Below are 13451 nucleotides of genomic sequence, written 5' to 3'. Positions count from 1 at the left end.
ACAGGGGCGACGCGTGAAGCACGCTAACAATTCGCGGATGCCAGCGAAAGCAAAACCAAAAACAAAAGCAAAAGCAAATCAAGCAAACAGACAGACCAACATTGAACGATTGAACCGCCGGCGGCAAAAGCCACCCCCACCTCAATCGCACGCGAAAAATCAGGCACACCGCTTGCCCCGATATAATTTCCCGAACGTTATGCGGTTCCGCATCGACGAGCCCGTCCGTCACCCGACGCCTCGTGCGGCGCCCACCGCCAACCAGAAGGAGACTCATGAAGAAGCTAGCCGTCACCCTGTCCATCCCGTTGCTGCTCGCCGCCTGCGCGCAATATCAGGCGTCCCACAACCCGGATGCCGGCGATCCGATGAAGGACAACATGACGAATCGCCCCGTCAACGACGTCATCCAGTGCATGACCCAAGCCGCGGCAAAGCACGACACACCCGTCAAAGCCACCCCTATTCCACAAGGCCAGATGCTCGATTTCGGCGAATCCAACATCGTCAAGGTTCGGGCCGACAACGGCGCCACGACGTTCCGCTACTACGCAGGCAAACGCAACACGTCGAACCTGTGGATCGAAGGCGCAAGCAGGGAATGCGCGCCCTGAGGCCGCTCGCGAGTGCGGCGGCGTAACTGGATGTAACAACTTCTCCGTCCTCGAAGGCGGGGAGCTTAAGAATCGTTTAAGTCTGCGCTGCCAGTATTCGTCCTTCACACTGACCCGCGTTCCAGCCAGGTGCCAGGATGGATTACTACAAAGACCGCAACGACCCGACGAAGCGCATCGCGACCGAAACCCCGGCCGCATCCGCGCAAGCCGCCGCCGCGAAAGCAGCGCCGCCTAGAAAGACGACCATTCTCCGCCGGCTCCTCAGCCCGCATGAACTCGCCACGCTGCTGCTGTTGCTGCACGCACCCATGGCCGCGCTCGCCAAGCCGGAAATTCCGACGCTGCAGGAAGCCGGCCTCGTCGAAAGCATCGCCACGGATGCGGGTGAACCACACATTCGCCTGACGCCCGAAGGCAACGCGATTCTGCGCGGACTCGGCGTCAAGTAAGACCAGCGCACCCCGCTTGTCGGCGCATCCCGCGCTGCGAAACTACGCCTGCCACACGCCGTAACCCGCTTCGCGCAAGCCGATCGCCAGTTCGACTTCCATGTCGCGCGCGCCGTCGTAAGGCAGCGGATTGAAGACTTCATACAGTTCCGGCATCAGCCGCAAACCATAGTCGCGCACATAGCGATTCGACTGAATGCCCGCCTTGTGCCGGTCGAAACGCAAGTCCGGGTCCAGCCCGGTCATGCCCACATACACGCACGGCCGTTCGAACCGATACTCGGGATTCGCGCGTCGAAAGCGTGCTTCGTTCCAGACCGTATCGTCGAGCGCCACCACATACACGTAATAGCGAAGCTTCGCACGGCGGACGGGCATGTTCTTGTGGCTGCTTATGTCTGGATGTTCGTGACCGGGTTCTTACCGCAAGCGCGGTTGATCGCTGGTTTGCTTTTGCTCAATGTGACTGTGCGAAACTGACAGTTAGTTGCGCGAGGTGCCGTGCAACAGCATCCGGTATTCGGTAGGCGTAACGCCGACCGTCGCCTTGAATTGTCGCGTGAACGCGCTGTGATCCGTATAGCCGCACAAGGCGGCGACATCGGTGACCTTGTCGTGCGACACGAGCAACGCCGTCGCCGCATCGAGCCGGGTCTTCAGCAGCACCTGGCGCGGCGTCAGATGAAACACCTTGTGAAAATACCGTTCGAGCTGCGCAACCGACATATCCGCCATCGCGGCAAGCTGCTTCAGGTTCAGCGGCTGCACGTAGTTCTCTTGCAGATACTGCACGACCGTCGCGAGCCGGCTATACGCGGGGTGGCTGCTTTCATCGGCGCGCAGATCGCGCGAAATGCCCGCCAGCCCGACCACTCGCCCTGCCGCGTCGCGCAACGGCTGCTTGCAGGTCAGGCACCAGCCCGGTTGCCGGCCAGGATACAGATGCAGTTCCAGCTGATCGACCATCTGATTGCCGACATGGATCACAGCCTTGTCCTGCGCCGTGTAGATACGGCCGAAGCGGCTCGGAAACACGTCTTCCGCCGTCTTGCCCAGCAGCTTTTCCTTCTCCTTGAATCCACAGCGCGACACCAGCGTGCGATTGACGAGCGCGTAGCGCGCCTGCGCGTCCTTCACGAAGAACACGATATCGGGCATCGCGTCGAACACGGGTTCGAGCAGCGCGAAATGCGAGAGCATCCCGGCCAGCGACGCCGCAGCCGAATCGAGCGCGTCAGGCGTGGAAGCGAACGTGTTCATCGTGAGGATTCCGTGCATGGGCTGCGAGAACGTGAAGATTGCCCCGGCCTGGTCGCGGGCTGATCGATTATAGGGCGGCGCGTGGCAGGCGAAAAAATCTCGCGTCAGTGCGTTCGATGCGCGCCCAGGCATTTTTCTCGCAAACGGCGCGGATCAATGCGCGGCCGTATTCTCGTCGGCCGCAAGCATCAGCGTGGCGATCTGCGCGGGGCGGATGGGCGGACGAACCTGCGTCACATCCCAGCCGAGCAACGCCTGCGCCGCACCGCCGCAAATGCGGCCCTGGCACGCGCCCATTGCGCAGCGCGTGTGCAGCTTCGCGTCGCGCCAGCTCGCATGCGCGCGAACCTCGCCGACCGATACGTCTTCGCAGCGGCACAGCAAGGTGTCGTCGGCGGGTAGTTGGCGCGCGGGGTCGCGCAACGCGAACGCCATCTCGACTCGCGCTGCGAATCGCTGCCAGCGCGCGCGTTCGCGCCTCAATTGTTCAAAGGTTTCAGCTTGCGCGAGACCCAGGGCTGCACGCCCCGCAATTCGCCCTTCCACCCGCGCAAGCTCCATCCCGCCGACGCCCGCGCATTCGCCTGCCGCGAAGATGTTAGCGACGGACGTGCGCTGCGCACCGTCGACGGCGATCGCGCCGTCGGCGCGCGTCGCGCAGCCCAGCGCGCGAGCGAGCGTCGTGTCCGGCACGAGGCCGTAACCGCAAGCGATACGATCGCAGTCGAACATCTGGATGCGTCCGTCCGCGCGTTCGACGATCGCGCGCTCGACACGTCCGCTACCCTTCGCCGCACGCACGACGCTCGACGTCAGATAGCGAAGCCCGGTCAAGCCGCGTGTCAGTTGCGCGGCTTGCACGAGCTTCGCGGGCGTCGCCGCAAGCGACGCGCCAAAGCGCATCACCGACACCAGCGATGCCTGCTCGACCACGGCCACGACCCGCGCGCCCGCCGCACGCGCGGTCGCGAGCGAGGCGAGCAGCAGCGGCCCGCTGCCCGCGATCACGATGCGCTCGCCGCGCACCGGCACGCGGCCCTTGATCAACGCCTGCAAGCCGCCCGCGCCCGTCACGCCGGGCAGCGTCCAGCCGTCGAACGGCAACAGCAGTTCACGCGCGCCCGTGGCAAGGATCAGGCGGTCGTAGCCGATGCACGCGCCGCCATGTTCCGCCGATTCGATCAACAGCCGGCCTTTGTCGAGCGGCGCAATGACGCGCGCCGCAGACGCGAGCGTCACGTTGCCGCTCGCCTGGATCTCCTGCAGACGCGCGGCCAGTTCATCCGATGGCGGATGCGCGGGGCCGTTGCGCCATACCTGGCCGCCCGCGCGAGGGTTGTCGTCGAGCACGGCGACGCGCGCGCCCGTTGTCGCCGCCTCGCAAGCGGCAGCGAGACCCGCCGGCCCCGCGCCCACGACGACGACATCGAAGTGCTGACCGTTCATCGCGGCCTCGTCGTTTGCACGATCTGGCCGTCGCGGCACAGGGTCTGACATGCGAGCACATGCATGCGTCCATCGACACTCACGCGGCATTCCTGGCACACGCCCATGCCGCACATCGGCGCGCGCGGCTCGCCAGTGACGGACACGCGCGTGCCGTATGCGCGCCCGCCGCACACCGCCAGGGCAGCGGCGATGGTGGCGCCCTGCTCGATCTCGACAGGCTGGCCGTCGATCGTGACGCGAACGCGTGGAAGAACTTCTTCAGACATGACATGCCCCGAGCTCGAAACGCGCAGGCAGAAACGGATCGACGGCAATGGCGGCCGCTGTCTGCGTGATCTGCGCGGCGAGCAACTGCGCCGTGCCGAGCGACGTCGTCACGCCCAGACCTTCATGACCGACAGCGAGCCACACGCCAGGCGCCGCGCCGCCCGCTGGGCCGATCAGCGGCAAGCCATCCGGCGATGCCGCGCGAAACCCCGTCCATGCGCGAATGCCGTTGAGCGTCGGCAATGCGGGCAGATAGCGGGCCGCGCGCTGCAGCATCTGCGCTAGCACGGGCATATCGACGGCTGGGTCGGTGGTGTCGAACTGGCGCGACGAGCCGATCAGCAGTTGTCCCGTCGGGCGCGGTTGCGCGTTGAACGCGACGGAGGTTCCCGTCGCATGATGGGCGCTCTTGATGTAGCCGAGTTCGAGCAGTTGATGGCGGATGTAGCCGGGATAGCGGTCGGTGATCAGCAGATGGCCTTTTTTAGGCTGCAACGGCAAGCCGGCCACGAGTTCGCGCGCCTGTAATCCGTTCGCGACGACGATGTGCGCGCCGCCAACGCGCTCGCCATTCGACAACGTGACATGCCGTGCATCGACGGCCACGGCTTGCACATGCAGCCGCACGTCGATCCTCGCAGCGCCGGGCGATTGCGTGAGCAGCCATTGCGCAGCAGACGGCGCATACACGATGCTGTCGTGCCCGATGAGCAAGCCGCCCGCCATGCCCGGCGCAAGCGACGGCTCGCAGTCGTAGAGCGCGCGCTCGTCGAGCAGTTGCGCCGCCACATCTTGCGCGGCGAAGGCTGCGTGCATCTCACGCGCGGCGTCGAGTTCTTCGGCGTCGGCTGCGACCCACAGCGTGCCGCAGCGCGCAAACGCATCGCGCGTTCGCAATTGCGGCGCGAGCGCGAGCCACAAGTCGCGCGAATAGAGGCTCAAAGCGAACTCCGCCGGCGAGTCGTTCATCACCACGATATGCCCCATGCCCGCCGCCGTCGCACCGCCGCCGATGCCAGCAGCGTCGAGCACCGTCACGCGCAGCCCACGCGCGGCGAGCTCCGCCGCGCACGCCGCGCCGACGATGCCCGCGCCGACGATCACGACATCCGCCGTCATACCGTGCGGATGCCCCACGCGAACGGATCGCGCTCGTCGAAGCAAAGGCGGCTCTCGGCCATGATGTGGGCGTGCCCGGTGATGGTCGGAATGACGGTCGCGATGCCGTCCTGCGTGCCGCCTTGCGCATAGCTCGCTTCAAACACGCTGCCGATGACGCTCTCCTGCCGCCACACCGTTCCCGCCGCCAGCTTGCCGTCGGCGGCGAGGCATGCGACCTTCGCGCTGGTGCCCGTGCCGCACGGCGAGCGGTCGTACGCGTTGCCCGGGCACAGCACGAAGCTGCGGCTGTCGATGCCTTCGCGCGAGCCCGGCCCGAACAGTTCGATGTGGTCGATCAGCGCGCCGTTCGCACCCGTGATCCCCGCTGCGATCAGCGCGTCGCGGATCGCCGAACTGAAGTGCGTGAGCTCGGGAATGTTCGACGCGTCGAGCGAGCGGCCATGGTCGGCGACCAGAAAGAACCAGTTGCCGCCCCACGCGATATCGCCCGTCAACGCACCGAAGCCGGGCACCTCGACAGTCACGTCCTTGCGATGCCGGTACGCGGGCACATTGCGCACCGACACGCTGAGATCGGCGTTGAGCGTCGCCTCGACGATGCCGACGGGCGTGTCGATCAGATGCCGGCCCGGCCCGATGCGCCCCATATGCGCCAGCGACACCACGAGACCAATTGTTCCGTGCCCGCACATGCCCAGATAGCCGACGTTGTTGAAGAAGATCACGCCCGCCGCGCACTCCTTGCGATCCGGCTCGCACAACAGCGCGCCGACCACCACGTCCGAGCCGCGCGGCTCCGTGACGATGCCCGCGCGCCAGTCGTCGTAGCGCGTGCGAAACGCGTCGAGCCGTTGCGCAAGCGTGCCGCCGCCAAGTTCGGGACCGCCGGACACCACGAGGCGGGTCGGTTCACCGCCCGTGTGCGAATCGATGACGTTCAAGGTTTTCATGTTGCTCATGGTAGGAACGCGGCGGCGCGCAGTCTTGAAGCGGTTGCGCGTGGATTGTGACGATTTCAGCATAGCCAGAAGAACGCGGATGAGGCTTGCATCCAGGCTGTGGACGGGCGGTTCATCGAGCAGGCGGAGCTCAGCCGCACCGCGCGCGGACGCGGTATCGATCCAGCGAGCTCCGACAGTCGAATGACGGATAAGACCGAAGCTAAACATCGAAAGCATCGTAAATCATGGATTTCTCTCGCATAGCCGTTATGCCGAAATCGTCACGCGGGACGCGCGATTCGCGCAAGACATCCGAATATTCCCTGCTTACACTGCACTCGACTCATCACTTTCAGGAGAGCAGTCGTGGCGCATATCTGGGAAGGCGTATTGCCCGCAGTCACCACCAAGTTCAACGCGGATTTCAGCATAGACCGCGCGTGGACCGGCAAGAATATCGAGGCGCAGATCGAAGCGGGTGTCGACGGGATCATCGTGTGCGGCTCGCTCGGCGAAGCGTCCACGCTTTCCCTCGATGAAAAGCTGCAGGTCCTCGACGTGGCCGTCGAGGCATCGCGCGGCCGCGTGCCCGTGCTGCTGACGATCGCCGAAAACAGCACGCTCGACGGCTGCCGCCAGGCCGAAGCGGGCGCGAAGCGCGGCGCAGCGGGCTATATGGTGCTGCCTGGCCTGCGCTATCTGTCGGACCGCCGCGAGACGCTGAATCACTTCCGGATGGTCGCCGACGCCAGCCCGCTGCCGCTGATGATCTACAACAATCCGCTCGCGTATGGCGTCGACATGACGCCGGAGATGTTCGCCGAAATCGCCGACGAGAAGAAGATCGTCGCGATCAAGGAATCATGCGGCGACGTACGGCGCGTGACGGATCTCATCAACGCAGTCGGTGACCGCTATGCGATTCTCTGCGGCGTCGACAATCTGGCAATGGAAGCGATCCTGATGGGCGCGCACGGCTGGGTCGCGGGGCTGGTGTGCGCGTTCCCGCACGAGACGGTCGCGATCTACAGGTTGCTGAAGGCGGGACGGCTGGAAGAGGCACGCGCGATTTATCGGTGGTTCGCACCGTTGCTCGCGCTCGATGTGTCGGCCAAGCTCGTGCAGAACATCAAGCTGGCGGAAGCGATTGTCGGCCTCGGCACGGAGCCGGTGCGCCCGCCGCGCCTGCCGCTCGCCGGTGAAGAGCGCAAGGCCGTCGAAACGCTGATCCGCCGCTCGATTGAAACGCGGCCGTCTCTGCCGAAGCTGTAAGCGAACGCGGGAAACATAAAAAAAGCGGCGGCTGCCTTCCGCAGGCAGCCGCCGCCAGAACCGCTCAAATCCACTCAGGCCGCTTCCGCATGCGGCACAGCGGCGACTTCGTTCGTGCGCAGATGCAGCAGGCGATAGCCGCTCTTGTACACGGGCTGCAGACGGAAATCGTTGTGCGGCTCGATTTCCAGCAGCGTGCGCAGGCGCGACACGTGACTGTCGATCGTACGTGTCACCTCGCGGAACTCGCGGCCCCAGACCATCGCGAAGATGTGATCGCGCGACAGCACGCGACCGATGTTCGAAAAGAACAGCGAGGCCAGCCGGTACTGCGTGCCCGACAACTGCACGGGCGCTCCGCGCAGCGTGACCAGTTGGCGGCGGGTGTCGAAGTGATACGGCCCGACGTCGAAACTGTCCTTGCCGTAGCGTTCCGGATACGCGCGCCGCAGAAGCGCCGACAGGCGCTCGCGAAACTCGGCATGCCGTACGGGCAGTGTGGCGTAGTCGTCGGCACCCAGCACGAACGCGCGCACGACGTTTTCTTCCGAGCTATCCGCCGAAGCGAACATCACGGGCATGCGCTCGCCGCCTACCGAGCGCACGGCCTTGAGCACATCCGTGCCCGACAGACGCAGCGCGTGCCAGTCGAGAATCAGCAGATCGACCGTCGAACGGGCAAGCACCTTGGAGAGCGTCAGGCCGTCGTCGTACACGACGCAACTGTGGCCAGCCTGAACAATGATTTTTTCCAGCAACTTACCCTGCACGAGGTCACGTTGAAGAATGGCGATACGCATGGATGAGTCCCCGACAATTGGTCCAGGAACGCGATTCTGTTCACGCTATACCGTTAAGCCCATAAGACTTGTCTGAATTTGCAAAGGTTTTGCTACAAATTACATACTGTAAAATCGCGGGCTGGCCAAAATCGTCATCACGCCGCCCTATCCGGACCGGTGTGCCGTGTCCCGTGCGCTACCCCGCACTGCCGCACTTCCCGCCTGACGACCGCCGTACTCCGCGCCCAACGCGCGGCTCTTCTATTCATACAACGACAGGCAATGCAAGCAACAGAACTGGGTAGACCACACGCCAGGGACAGCGCGCACGCGCGCCCCTTGACCCGCCACGACTACAAGACGCTCAGCCTCGCCGCGCTCGGCGGCGCGCTCGAGTTCTACGACTTCATCATCTTCGTGTTCTTCGCCCCGGCGATCGGACAGCTGTTCTTCCCGCAGTCGATTCCCGACTGGCTGCGCCAGCTGCAAACCTTCGGCATCTTCGCCGCCGGTTATCTGGCGCGGCCGCTGGGCGGCATCATCATGGCGCACTTCGGCGACCTGCTCGGCCGCAAGCGCATGTTCACGCTGAGCGTGCTGCTGATGTCGCTGCCGACGCTGCTGATGGGCGTGCTGCCCACCTACGCGAGCATCGGCATCATGGCGCCCGTGCTGCTGCTCCTGTTCCGCGTGATGCAGGGCGCGGCCGTCGGCGGCGAAGTGCCGGGCGCGTGGGTGTTCGTCTCCGAGCACGTGCCGCAGCGCCACGTCGGCTATGCATGCGGCACGCTGACGGCGGGCCTGACGGCGGGCATCCTGCTCGGCTCGCTGGTTGCGTCGGCCGTGAACCGCCACTTCGCACCCGCTGACATCGCCGATTTCGCCTGGCGCATCCCGTTCCTGCTCGGCGGCGTGTTCGGTCTTTTTTCTGTGTATCTGCGCCGCTGGCTGCACGAGACGCCCGTGTTCGCCGAAATGAAGCAGCGCAAGTCGCTGGCGGCGGAAATTCCGCTGAAGGCGGTGCTGCGCGATCACGGCCGCGCCGTGATCGTGTCGATGCTGCTCACGTGGATGCTGTCGGCCGCGATCGTCGTCGTGATCCTGATGACGCCGACGCTGCTGCAAAAGCAGTTTCACATCGCGCCGGCAACGGCACTGTTCGCCAACAGCATCGCGACGCTGTTCCTGACGATCGGCTGCGTGCTGGCGGGCTCGCTCGCCGGGCGCTTCGGCGCGGGCCGCACGATTTTCGCCGGCTGCGTGGGGCTCGGCATCGCGTATTACGTGCTGTTCCAGCAACTCGCCGTCGACAGCGCGATGCTCGTGCCGCTGTACGCAATCGCGGGCCTGTTCGTCGGCGTGATCGGCGCGGTGCCCTTCGTGATGGTCAACGCGTTCCCGCCCGTGGTGCGCTTCTCGGGCATCTCGTTCTCGTACAACGTCGCGTACGCGGTGTTCGGCGGCCTGACGCCGATCGTCGTTTCGCTGATGCTGAAGTCGAATCCGATGGCGCCCGCGCTTTACGTCGGCGCGCTGTGCGTGATCGGCGCGCTGACCGCGTGCTTCGTGAAGCGCGACGCCGCGCAATAAGGCTGTTTCAAGTGGCGTGCGCGGGCACGTCACTTGCCTTTCCGGACCGGTCGTCGCATCGACACTTCATGCCGGTCCGAAACGTCGCATGGCGGGGCCGCCCTATCATCGACGCATGAATACTTCTCCCGTACCCCGCTTCACGCCGGCGCTCGCGCGCATTGTCGCGACGGTCAGCGTCGGCTTCGTCGTCACGCAACTCGACGTGACCATCGTCAACATCGCGCTCGCGAAGATCGGCGCGGATCTGCATGCGGACGTCACGGGCCTGCAATGGATCGTCGATGCCTACACGCTCGCGTTCGCGGTGCTGATGCTGTCGGCGGGCGTGCTGGGCGACCGCTTCGGCGCGCGCCGGATGTTCGCCTGCGGCATCGCGCTGTTCGCGGCGGCGTCGCTCGCCTGCGGGCTCGCATCGGGCGCCGCCCTGCTCGTCGCCGCGCGCGCCGTGCAAGGGATGGGCGCGGCGGCGATGCTGCCCAATTCGCTCGCGTTGCTCAACGAGGTATGCAGTCACGATCCGAAGCTGCGGGCCCGCGCCGTCGGCCTGTGGACGGCGGCAGGCGCGATCGCGATTGCGGCGGGCCCGGTGATCGGCGGACTGCTGATCGCCGCGTTCGGCTGGCGCGCGATCTTTCTGGTGAATCTGCCCATCTGCGCATTGGGGCTGGCGGCGACGTTCGCCTGGGTGCCGCGTCCGCGAACGGCCTCGACGGGTAAGGCGCCCGGCAAGTCCGCTACGACTTCGACCGCGCGCGGCATCGATCCCGTCGGCCAACTGCTCGCGGTCGTCGCGCTGACGGCTTTCACGGGCGCTGTGATCGAGTGGCGGCCGCTCGGACCCGCGCATCCGCTCGTTTATGGCAGCTTCGTGCTCGCGCTGATCGCGACCGTCGCGTTCGTCGTCACCGAGCGGCGCGTCGATACACCGATGCTGCCGCTCACGTTTTTCGGCAACCGCACTTTCAGCGCGGCTGTGCTGTTCGGCATCTGCGTGAATCTGACTTACTACGGCGTCGTGTTCGTGCTGAGTCTTTATCTGCAGCATGCGCGCGGCGAGACGGCGTTGCAGGCCGGTCTCGCGTTCCTGCCGCTGACGGGCGGATTCCTGGTGTCGAACGTGGCGAGCGGCTGGGTGGTCGGGTGCTTCGGCGCACGAGTGCCGATGATCGCGGGCGCGATCACGGCTGCCCTCGGCTACAGCCTGCTGCACTTCGCGCAAGCCGCCTCGCCGCTCTGGACGCTGCTGGTGCCGTTTCTGCTGATCCCGTCCGGCATGGGCCTCGCCGTCCCGGCGATGACCACGGCCGTGCTCGCTTGCGTCGACGTGAATCGCGCCGGCACGGCATCGGCGGTACTGAACACGGCGCGCCAGGCAGGCGGCGCAGTCGGCGTGGCGGCGTTCGGCGCGCTCGCGAGTGCGAGCGCGTCGGATGCGGCGGGCGCAGCGCATGTGGTAGCCGGGCTCAAATCGTCGACGCTGATCTCGTCGTGCATTCTGTTGTGCGCACTCGGGCTCGCCTGTCTCGTGCACCCCGAGCCGCACGCGCACGACCGGGCGCGCGCTGGCCGCAACGCCGCACGGCCTGCGAACGCCAGCGAATGACGCACGCATGACACACGCATGACACACGCATGATCCGCCAAAAGCGCAACACCCACGATGCACGCAGCATCGTGGGTGTTGCAATGGTGGAACGGCAGCAGAGGTTACAGCGTCGTTTCCTGAATCGCGCCCGTATCGAGCGCCTTTTCTATGAGCCGTTCGCCCTGCACCTTGCGGATCGCGTCGGCGACGAGTGTCTCCGGCTGTTCGATCTCCGCCTTGATCGAACTGATCAATCCGGCTGCATCGAGGATCACGAGCGTTTCGGCCGTATCGGCCCGGCTGATGATCACGCGATGCGGCGTCGGCCCTTCGCCGAGGCTCGCGCAAAATTGCATGACCGTGCCGTTGATCGTCTGGTCAAAAGCTTGAATCATCGCGTGCTCCTTTTAGTCGAATTGGCTTGCAGCTTTGCATAGTGCACGAATGATGCCCGCTCTTGCGAAAGCCTCGCAACGGAAGGCGCGCTTATTTCCGCTTTCGTGCCGTTTTTATGCCGCTCCGGCGCAGCGAGCGCAACGATCACAGGCTGCTGCCCAGCCCCCCGCGCGGCGCACGCGCGCCGTCGATGCTGAAGCGTCCTGCGCCCGTCACGAACAGCAGCAGGAATCCGCCCGCAATGCCGACGTTCTTCCAGAAATGAATGATCATGTCGCGCTGCAAGGCGGCGTCGGTGATGTTCCAGAAGTCGTGTCCGAGAACGGCTGTCGCGATCGTGTAGGCGGCCATGAACAGGCCGAGTGCGCGGATTCTGAAGCCAACCACGAGGAAGAGTCCGCCGAGCAGTTCGACGGCCGTCGCAATCGGCGCGGCAATCTGCACGAACGGCACGCCCTTCGAATGCAGATAACCGACGAAGCCCGCATAGCCAAGCAGCTTCATCACGCCGCCCCAGAGGAACAGCAGGGCAAGCGCGAGGCGGGCAAGAAGAATTACGCCGGAATCGACGGGACGCGTCATGGATGTGGCTCCTGATTTGAATTAAGCAGAAGACCGGGCGACACATCATCAGTTCCCGGGCGCTCAAGTCAGAATAAGTGGTATGCCCCGCTTTTCCAAGCAATCGACATAGGCTAAATCTGACGCACTCTGATTTCTAATCGGCTCGCAAATTCATCAGCCGGTGCGGGCGCGAGCTTGTTATAATCTTCTCAGGAAATCGAACGAAATCTAACGCGCCATCTTCGCTGAACGTGCGTTGAAGAGACCATCCCCATGCTGAAAACTGAACGTCTGCGCATGCTCGCCGATGCGCTGGCCAAACAGAGCGTGATGCGCCTGCGCGACGCGGCGACGTTACTGGGCGTATCGGAGATGACGGTACGCCGGGACATTGCCGCGAGCCCGGAGCACTTTACGTATTTGGGCGGATATATCGTCAGCGCGACGGACGTGCCGAACACGGCTGGCTATTCGCTGGAGCAGGAAAAGGACCATTTCGCGCAGGCGAAGGCGGAGGCGTCGGCGGTAGCGGCGAAGCTGATTGGGAACAACGAGACGCTGTTTATCGATTGTGGTACGACGCTTACTACGCTGGCGCGGCTGATTCCCAACGATCTGCATGTGACGATTGTCTGCTATTCGCTGAACGTTGCGGAGATTTTGCGGCGCAAGCCGAATGTGCGGATGATTCTTCTGGGCGGTGTTTATGTGCCGTCGTCGGATTCGTTTTCAGGCGAAGAAAGCATCGAAGTGCTTCGGCGCATGGGGATCAACAAGGCGTTTATTTCCGCCGGTGGGGTTGATGATGCGCACGGTGTGACGTGCTGGAATTTTCATGAAGTCGCGCTGAAACAGGCCGCGATGGCGGCGGCTGTCGAGAGTCATCTCGTGGTTGATAGCAGCAAGTTTGGTGTGGTTAAGGCGGTTCGGTTCTCGAAGGTCGAGGAGTTTGCTTCGATTATTACTGAGAAGGGGCAGCAGGTTACTGTCAGGCGGAAGGGGTAGTTTTTTGTCTGCGGTGCTGGGGGTGGTTTTGCTTCTGCGCCTGGCATTTCGCTGTAGAGCATTTGTGGGGCCAGGCGATGCCGTTCGGTGTGTTGGCCTTTGCGCTGGCATCCGCGTTACGTTAGCTCGCTTCACGCGTCGCCCCTGTG

Annotated in this window: 15 protein-coding genes; 6 read left to right on the top strand and 9 right to left on the bottom strand. The window is 64.5% G+C overall.

Going from position 1 to position 13451, the window contains the following annotated elements; all coding sequences use genetic code 11:
- Positions 1-275 precede the first annotated feature (275 nt).
- A complete protein-coding gene (locus tag KFO72_RS38720; RefSeq protein ID WP_176053789.1) occupies positions 276-614 on the top strand; it encodes a hypothetical protein in 339 nt (112 codons plus the stop codon).
- Positions 615-751: 137 nt separating this feature from the next.
- On the top strand, positions 752-1066 hold the full coding sequence (locus KFO72_RS38715) for a hypothetical protein (protein WP_082845470.1): 315 nt from the start codon (positions 752-754) through the stop codon (positions 1064-1066).
- A 42-nt stretch (positions 1067-1108) separates the two neighbouring features.
- On the opposite strand, the gene KFO72_RS38710 is transcribed toward KFO72_RS38715, so the two are convergent.
- The 6 genes from KFO72_RS38710 to KFO72_RS38685 form a co-directional block, all read right to left on the bottom strand.
- Positions 1109-1444, bottom strand: a complete 336-nt coding sequence (locus KFO72_RS38710) for a hypothetical protein (protein WP_035996812.1) — start codon at positions 1442-1444, stop codon at positions 1109-1111.
- 105 nt (positions 1445-1549) lie between these two features.
- Positions 1550-2326 (bottom strand): AraC family transcriptional regulator, encoded by a 777-nt coding sequence (locus tag KFO72_RS38705; protein WP_054933797.1) that lies wholly within the window; start codon positions 2324-2326, stop codon positions 1550-1552.
- A gap of 153 nt (positions 2327-2479) precedes the next feature.
- Positions 2480-3772 carry an FAD-dependent oxidoreductase gene (locus KFO72_RS38700; RefSeq protein ID WP_225034290.1) on the bottom strand — a complete coding sequence of 431 codons (1293 nt, stop codon included), beginning with the start codon at positions 3770-3772 and terminating at the stop codon, positions 2480-2482.
- Positions 3769-4041 carry a (2Fe-2S)-binding protein gene (locus tag KFO72_RS38695; protein ID WP_054933793.1) on the bottom strand — a complete coding sequence of 91 codons (273 nt, stop codon included), beginning with the start codon at positions 4039-4041 and terminating at the stop codon, positions 3769-3771. Before KFO72_RS38695 ends, KFO72_RS38700 begins: the two co-directional genes overlap by 4 nt.
- Positions 4034-5161, bottom strand: coding sequence for an NAD(P)/FAD-dependent oxidoreductase (locus tag KFO72_RS38690; protein WP_225034291.1), 1128 nt, complete (start codon positions 5159-5161; stop codon positions 4034-4036). The genes KFO72_RS38695 and KFO72_RS38690 overlap by 8 nt, the downstream gene beginning before the upstream one ends.
- Positions 5158-6123 carry a 4-hydroxyproline epimerase gene (locus tag KFO72_RS38685; protein ID WP_060607162.1) on the bottom strand — a complete coding sequence of 322 codons (966 nt, stop codon included), beginning with the start codon at positions 6121-6123 and terminating at the stop codon, positions 5158-5160. Before KFO72_RS38685 ends, KFO72_RS38690 begins: the two co-directional genes overlap by 4 nt.
- A gap of 348 nt (positions 6124-6471) precedes the next feature.
- Between KFO72_RS38685 and KFO72_RS38680 the strand changes: the two genes are divergently transcribed.
- Positions 6472-7377, top strand: coding sequence for a dihydrodipicolinate synthase family protein (locus KFO72_RS38680; RefSeq protein ID WP_054933791.1), 906 nt, complete (start codon positions 6472-6474; stop codon positions 7375-7377).
- A 74-nt stretch (positions 7378-7451) separates the two neighbouring features.
- On the opposite strand, the gene KFO72_RS38675 is transcribed toward KFO72_RS38680, so the two are convergent.
- Positions 7452-8177 (bottom strand): response regulator transcription factor, encoded by a 726-nt coding sequence (locus tag KFO72_RS38675; RefSeq protein ID WP_054933790.1) that lies wholly within the window; start codon positions 8175-8177, stop codon positions 7452-7454.
- Positions 8178-8441: 264 nt separating this feature from the next.
- Here KFO72_RS38675 and KFO72_RS38670 point away from each other — a divergent pair, with 264 nt between their 5' ends.
- Together KFO72_RS38670 and KFO72_RS38665 are read left to right on the top strand one after the other, a co-directional pair.
- Positions 8442-9749 (top strand): MFS transporter, encoded by a 1308-nt coding sequence (locus KFO72_RS38670; protein ID WP_035996835.1) that lies wholly within the window; start codon positions 8442-8444, stop codon positions 9747-9749.
- Positions 9750-9837: 88 nt separating this feature from the next.
- Positions 9838-11355 carry an MFS transporter gene (locus KFO72_RS38665; protein WP_225034289.1) on the top strand — a complete coding sequence of 506 codons (1518 nt, stop codon included), beginning with the start codon at positions 9838-9840 and terminating at the stop codon, positions 11353-11355.
- Positions 11356-11459: 104 nt separating this feature from the next.
- On the opposite strand, the gene KFO72_RS38660 is transcribed toward KFO72_RS38665, so the two are convergent.
- Together KFO72_RS38660 and KFO72_RS38655 are read right to left on the bottom strand one after the other, a co-directional pair.
- Complete coding sequence (locus KFO72_RS38660) at positions 11460-11732, bottom strand: hypothetical protein (RefSeq protein WP_225034288.1); 273 nt, start codon at positions 11730-11732, stop codon at positions 11460-11462.
- A 145-nt stretch (positions 11733-11877) separates the two neighbouring features.
- Positions 11878-12315, bottom strand: coding sequence for a DoxX family protein (locus KFO72_RS38655; RefSeq protein WP_054933787.1), 438 nt, complete (start codon positions 12313-12315; stop codon positions 11878-11880).
- A 255-nt stretch (positions 12316-12570) separates the two neighbouring features.
- Between KFO72_RS38655 and KFO72_RS38650 the strand changes: the two genes are divergently transcribed.
- A complete protein-coding gene (locus KFO72_RS38650; protein WP_054933786.1) occupies positions 12571-13302 on the top strand; it encodes a DeoR/GlpR family DNA-binding transcription regulator in 732 nt (243 codons plus the stop codon).
- Positions 13303-13451: the final 149 nt, after the last annotated feature.

The sequence above is a fragment of the Paraburkholderia sp. XV genome, from assembly GCF_020177535.1.
GTDB lineage: Bacteria > Pseudomonadota > Gammaproteobacteria > Burkholderiales > Burkholderiaceae > Paraburkholderia > Paraburkholderia caribensis.
This window is presented reverse-complemented; position numbering and strand designations above follow the sequence as displayed.

Excerpts from the sequence above, each read along its gene's own strand:
- KFO72_RS38665 (WP_225034289.1), top strand. The coding sequence starts at position 9,838 with ATGGCGGGGCCGCCCTATCATCGACGCATGAATACTTCTCCCGTACCC.
- KFO72_RS38650 (WP_054933786.1), top strand. The coding sequence starts at position 12,571 with ATGCTGAAAACTGAACGTCTGCGCATGCTCGCCGATGCGCTGGCCAAA.
- KFO72_RS38710 (WP_035996812.1), bottom strand. The coding sequence starts at position 1,444 with ATGCCCGTCCGCCGTGCGAAGCTTCGCTATTACGTGTATGTGGTGGCG.
- KFO72_RS38685 (WP_060607162.1), bottom strand. The coding sequence starts at position 6,123 with ATGAGCAACATGAAAACCTTGAACGTCATCGATTCGCACACGGGCGGT.
- KFO72_RS38690 (WP_225034291.1), bottom strand. The coding sequence starts at position 5,161 with ATGACGGCGGATGTCGTGATCGTCGGCGCGGGCATCGTCGGCGCGGCG.
- KFO72_RS38705 (WP_054933797.1), bottom strand. The coding sequence starts at position 2,326 with ATGAACACGTTCGCTTCCACGCCTGACGCGCTCGATTCGGCTGCGGCG.
- KFO72_RS38670 (WP_035996835.1), top strand. The coding sequence starts at position 8,442 with ATGCAAGCAACAGAACTGGGTAGACCACACGCCAGGGACAGCGCGCAC.
- KFO72_RS38695 (WP_054933793.1), bottom strand. The coding sequence starts at position 4,041 with ATGTCTGAAGAAGTTCTTCCACGCGTTCGCGTCACGATCGACGGCCAG.
- KFO72_RS38700 (WP_225034290.1), bottom strand. The coding sequence starts at position 3,772 with ATGAACGGTCAGCACTTCGATGTCGTCGTCGTGGGCGCGGGGCCGGCG.
- KFO72_RS38655 (WP_054933787.1), bottom strand. The coding sequence starts at position 12,315 with ATGACGCGTCCCGTCGATTCCGGCGTAATTCTTCTTGCCCGCCTCGCG.
- KFO72_RS38675 (WP_054933790.1), bottom strand. The coding sequence starts at position 8,177 with ATGCGTATCGCCATTCTTCAACGTGACCTCGTGCAGGGTAAGTTGCTG.
- KFO72_RS38715 (WP_082845470.1), top strand. The coding sequence starts at position 752 with ATGGATTACTACAAAGACCGCAACGACCCGACGAAGCGCATCGCGACC.
- KFO72_RS38720 (WP_176053789.1), top strand. The coding sequence starts at position 276 with ATGAAGAAGCTAGCCGTCACCCTGTCCATCCCGTTGCTGCTCGCCGCC.
- KFO72_RS38660 (WP_225034288.1), bottom strand. The coding sequence starts at position 11,732 with ATGATTCAAGCTTTTGACCAGACGATCAACGGCACGGTCATGCAATTT.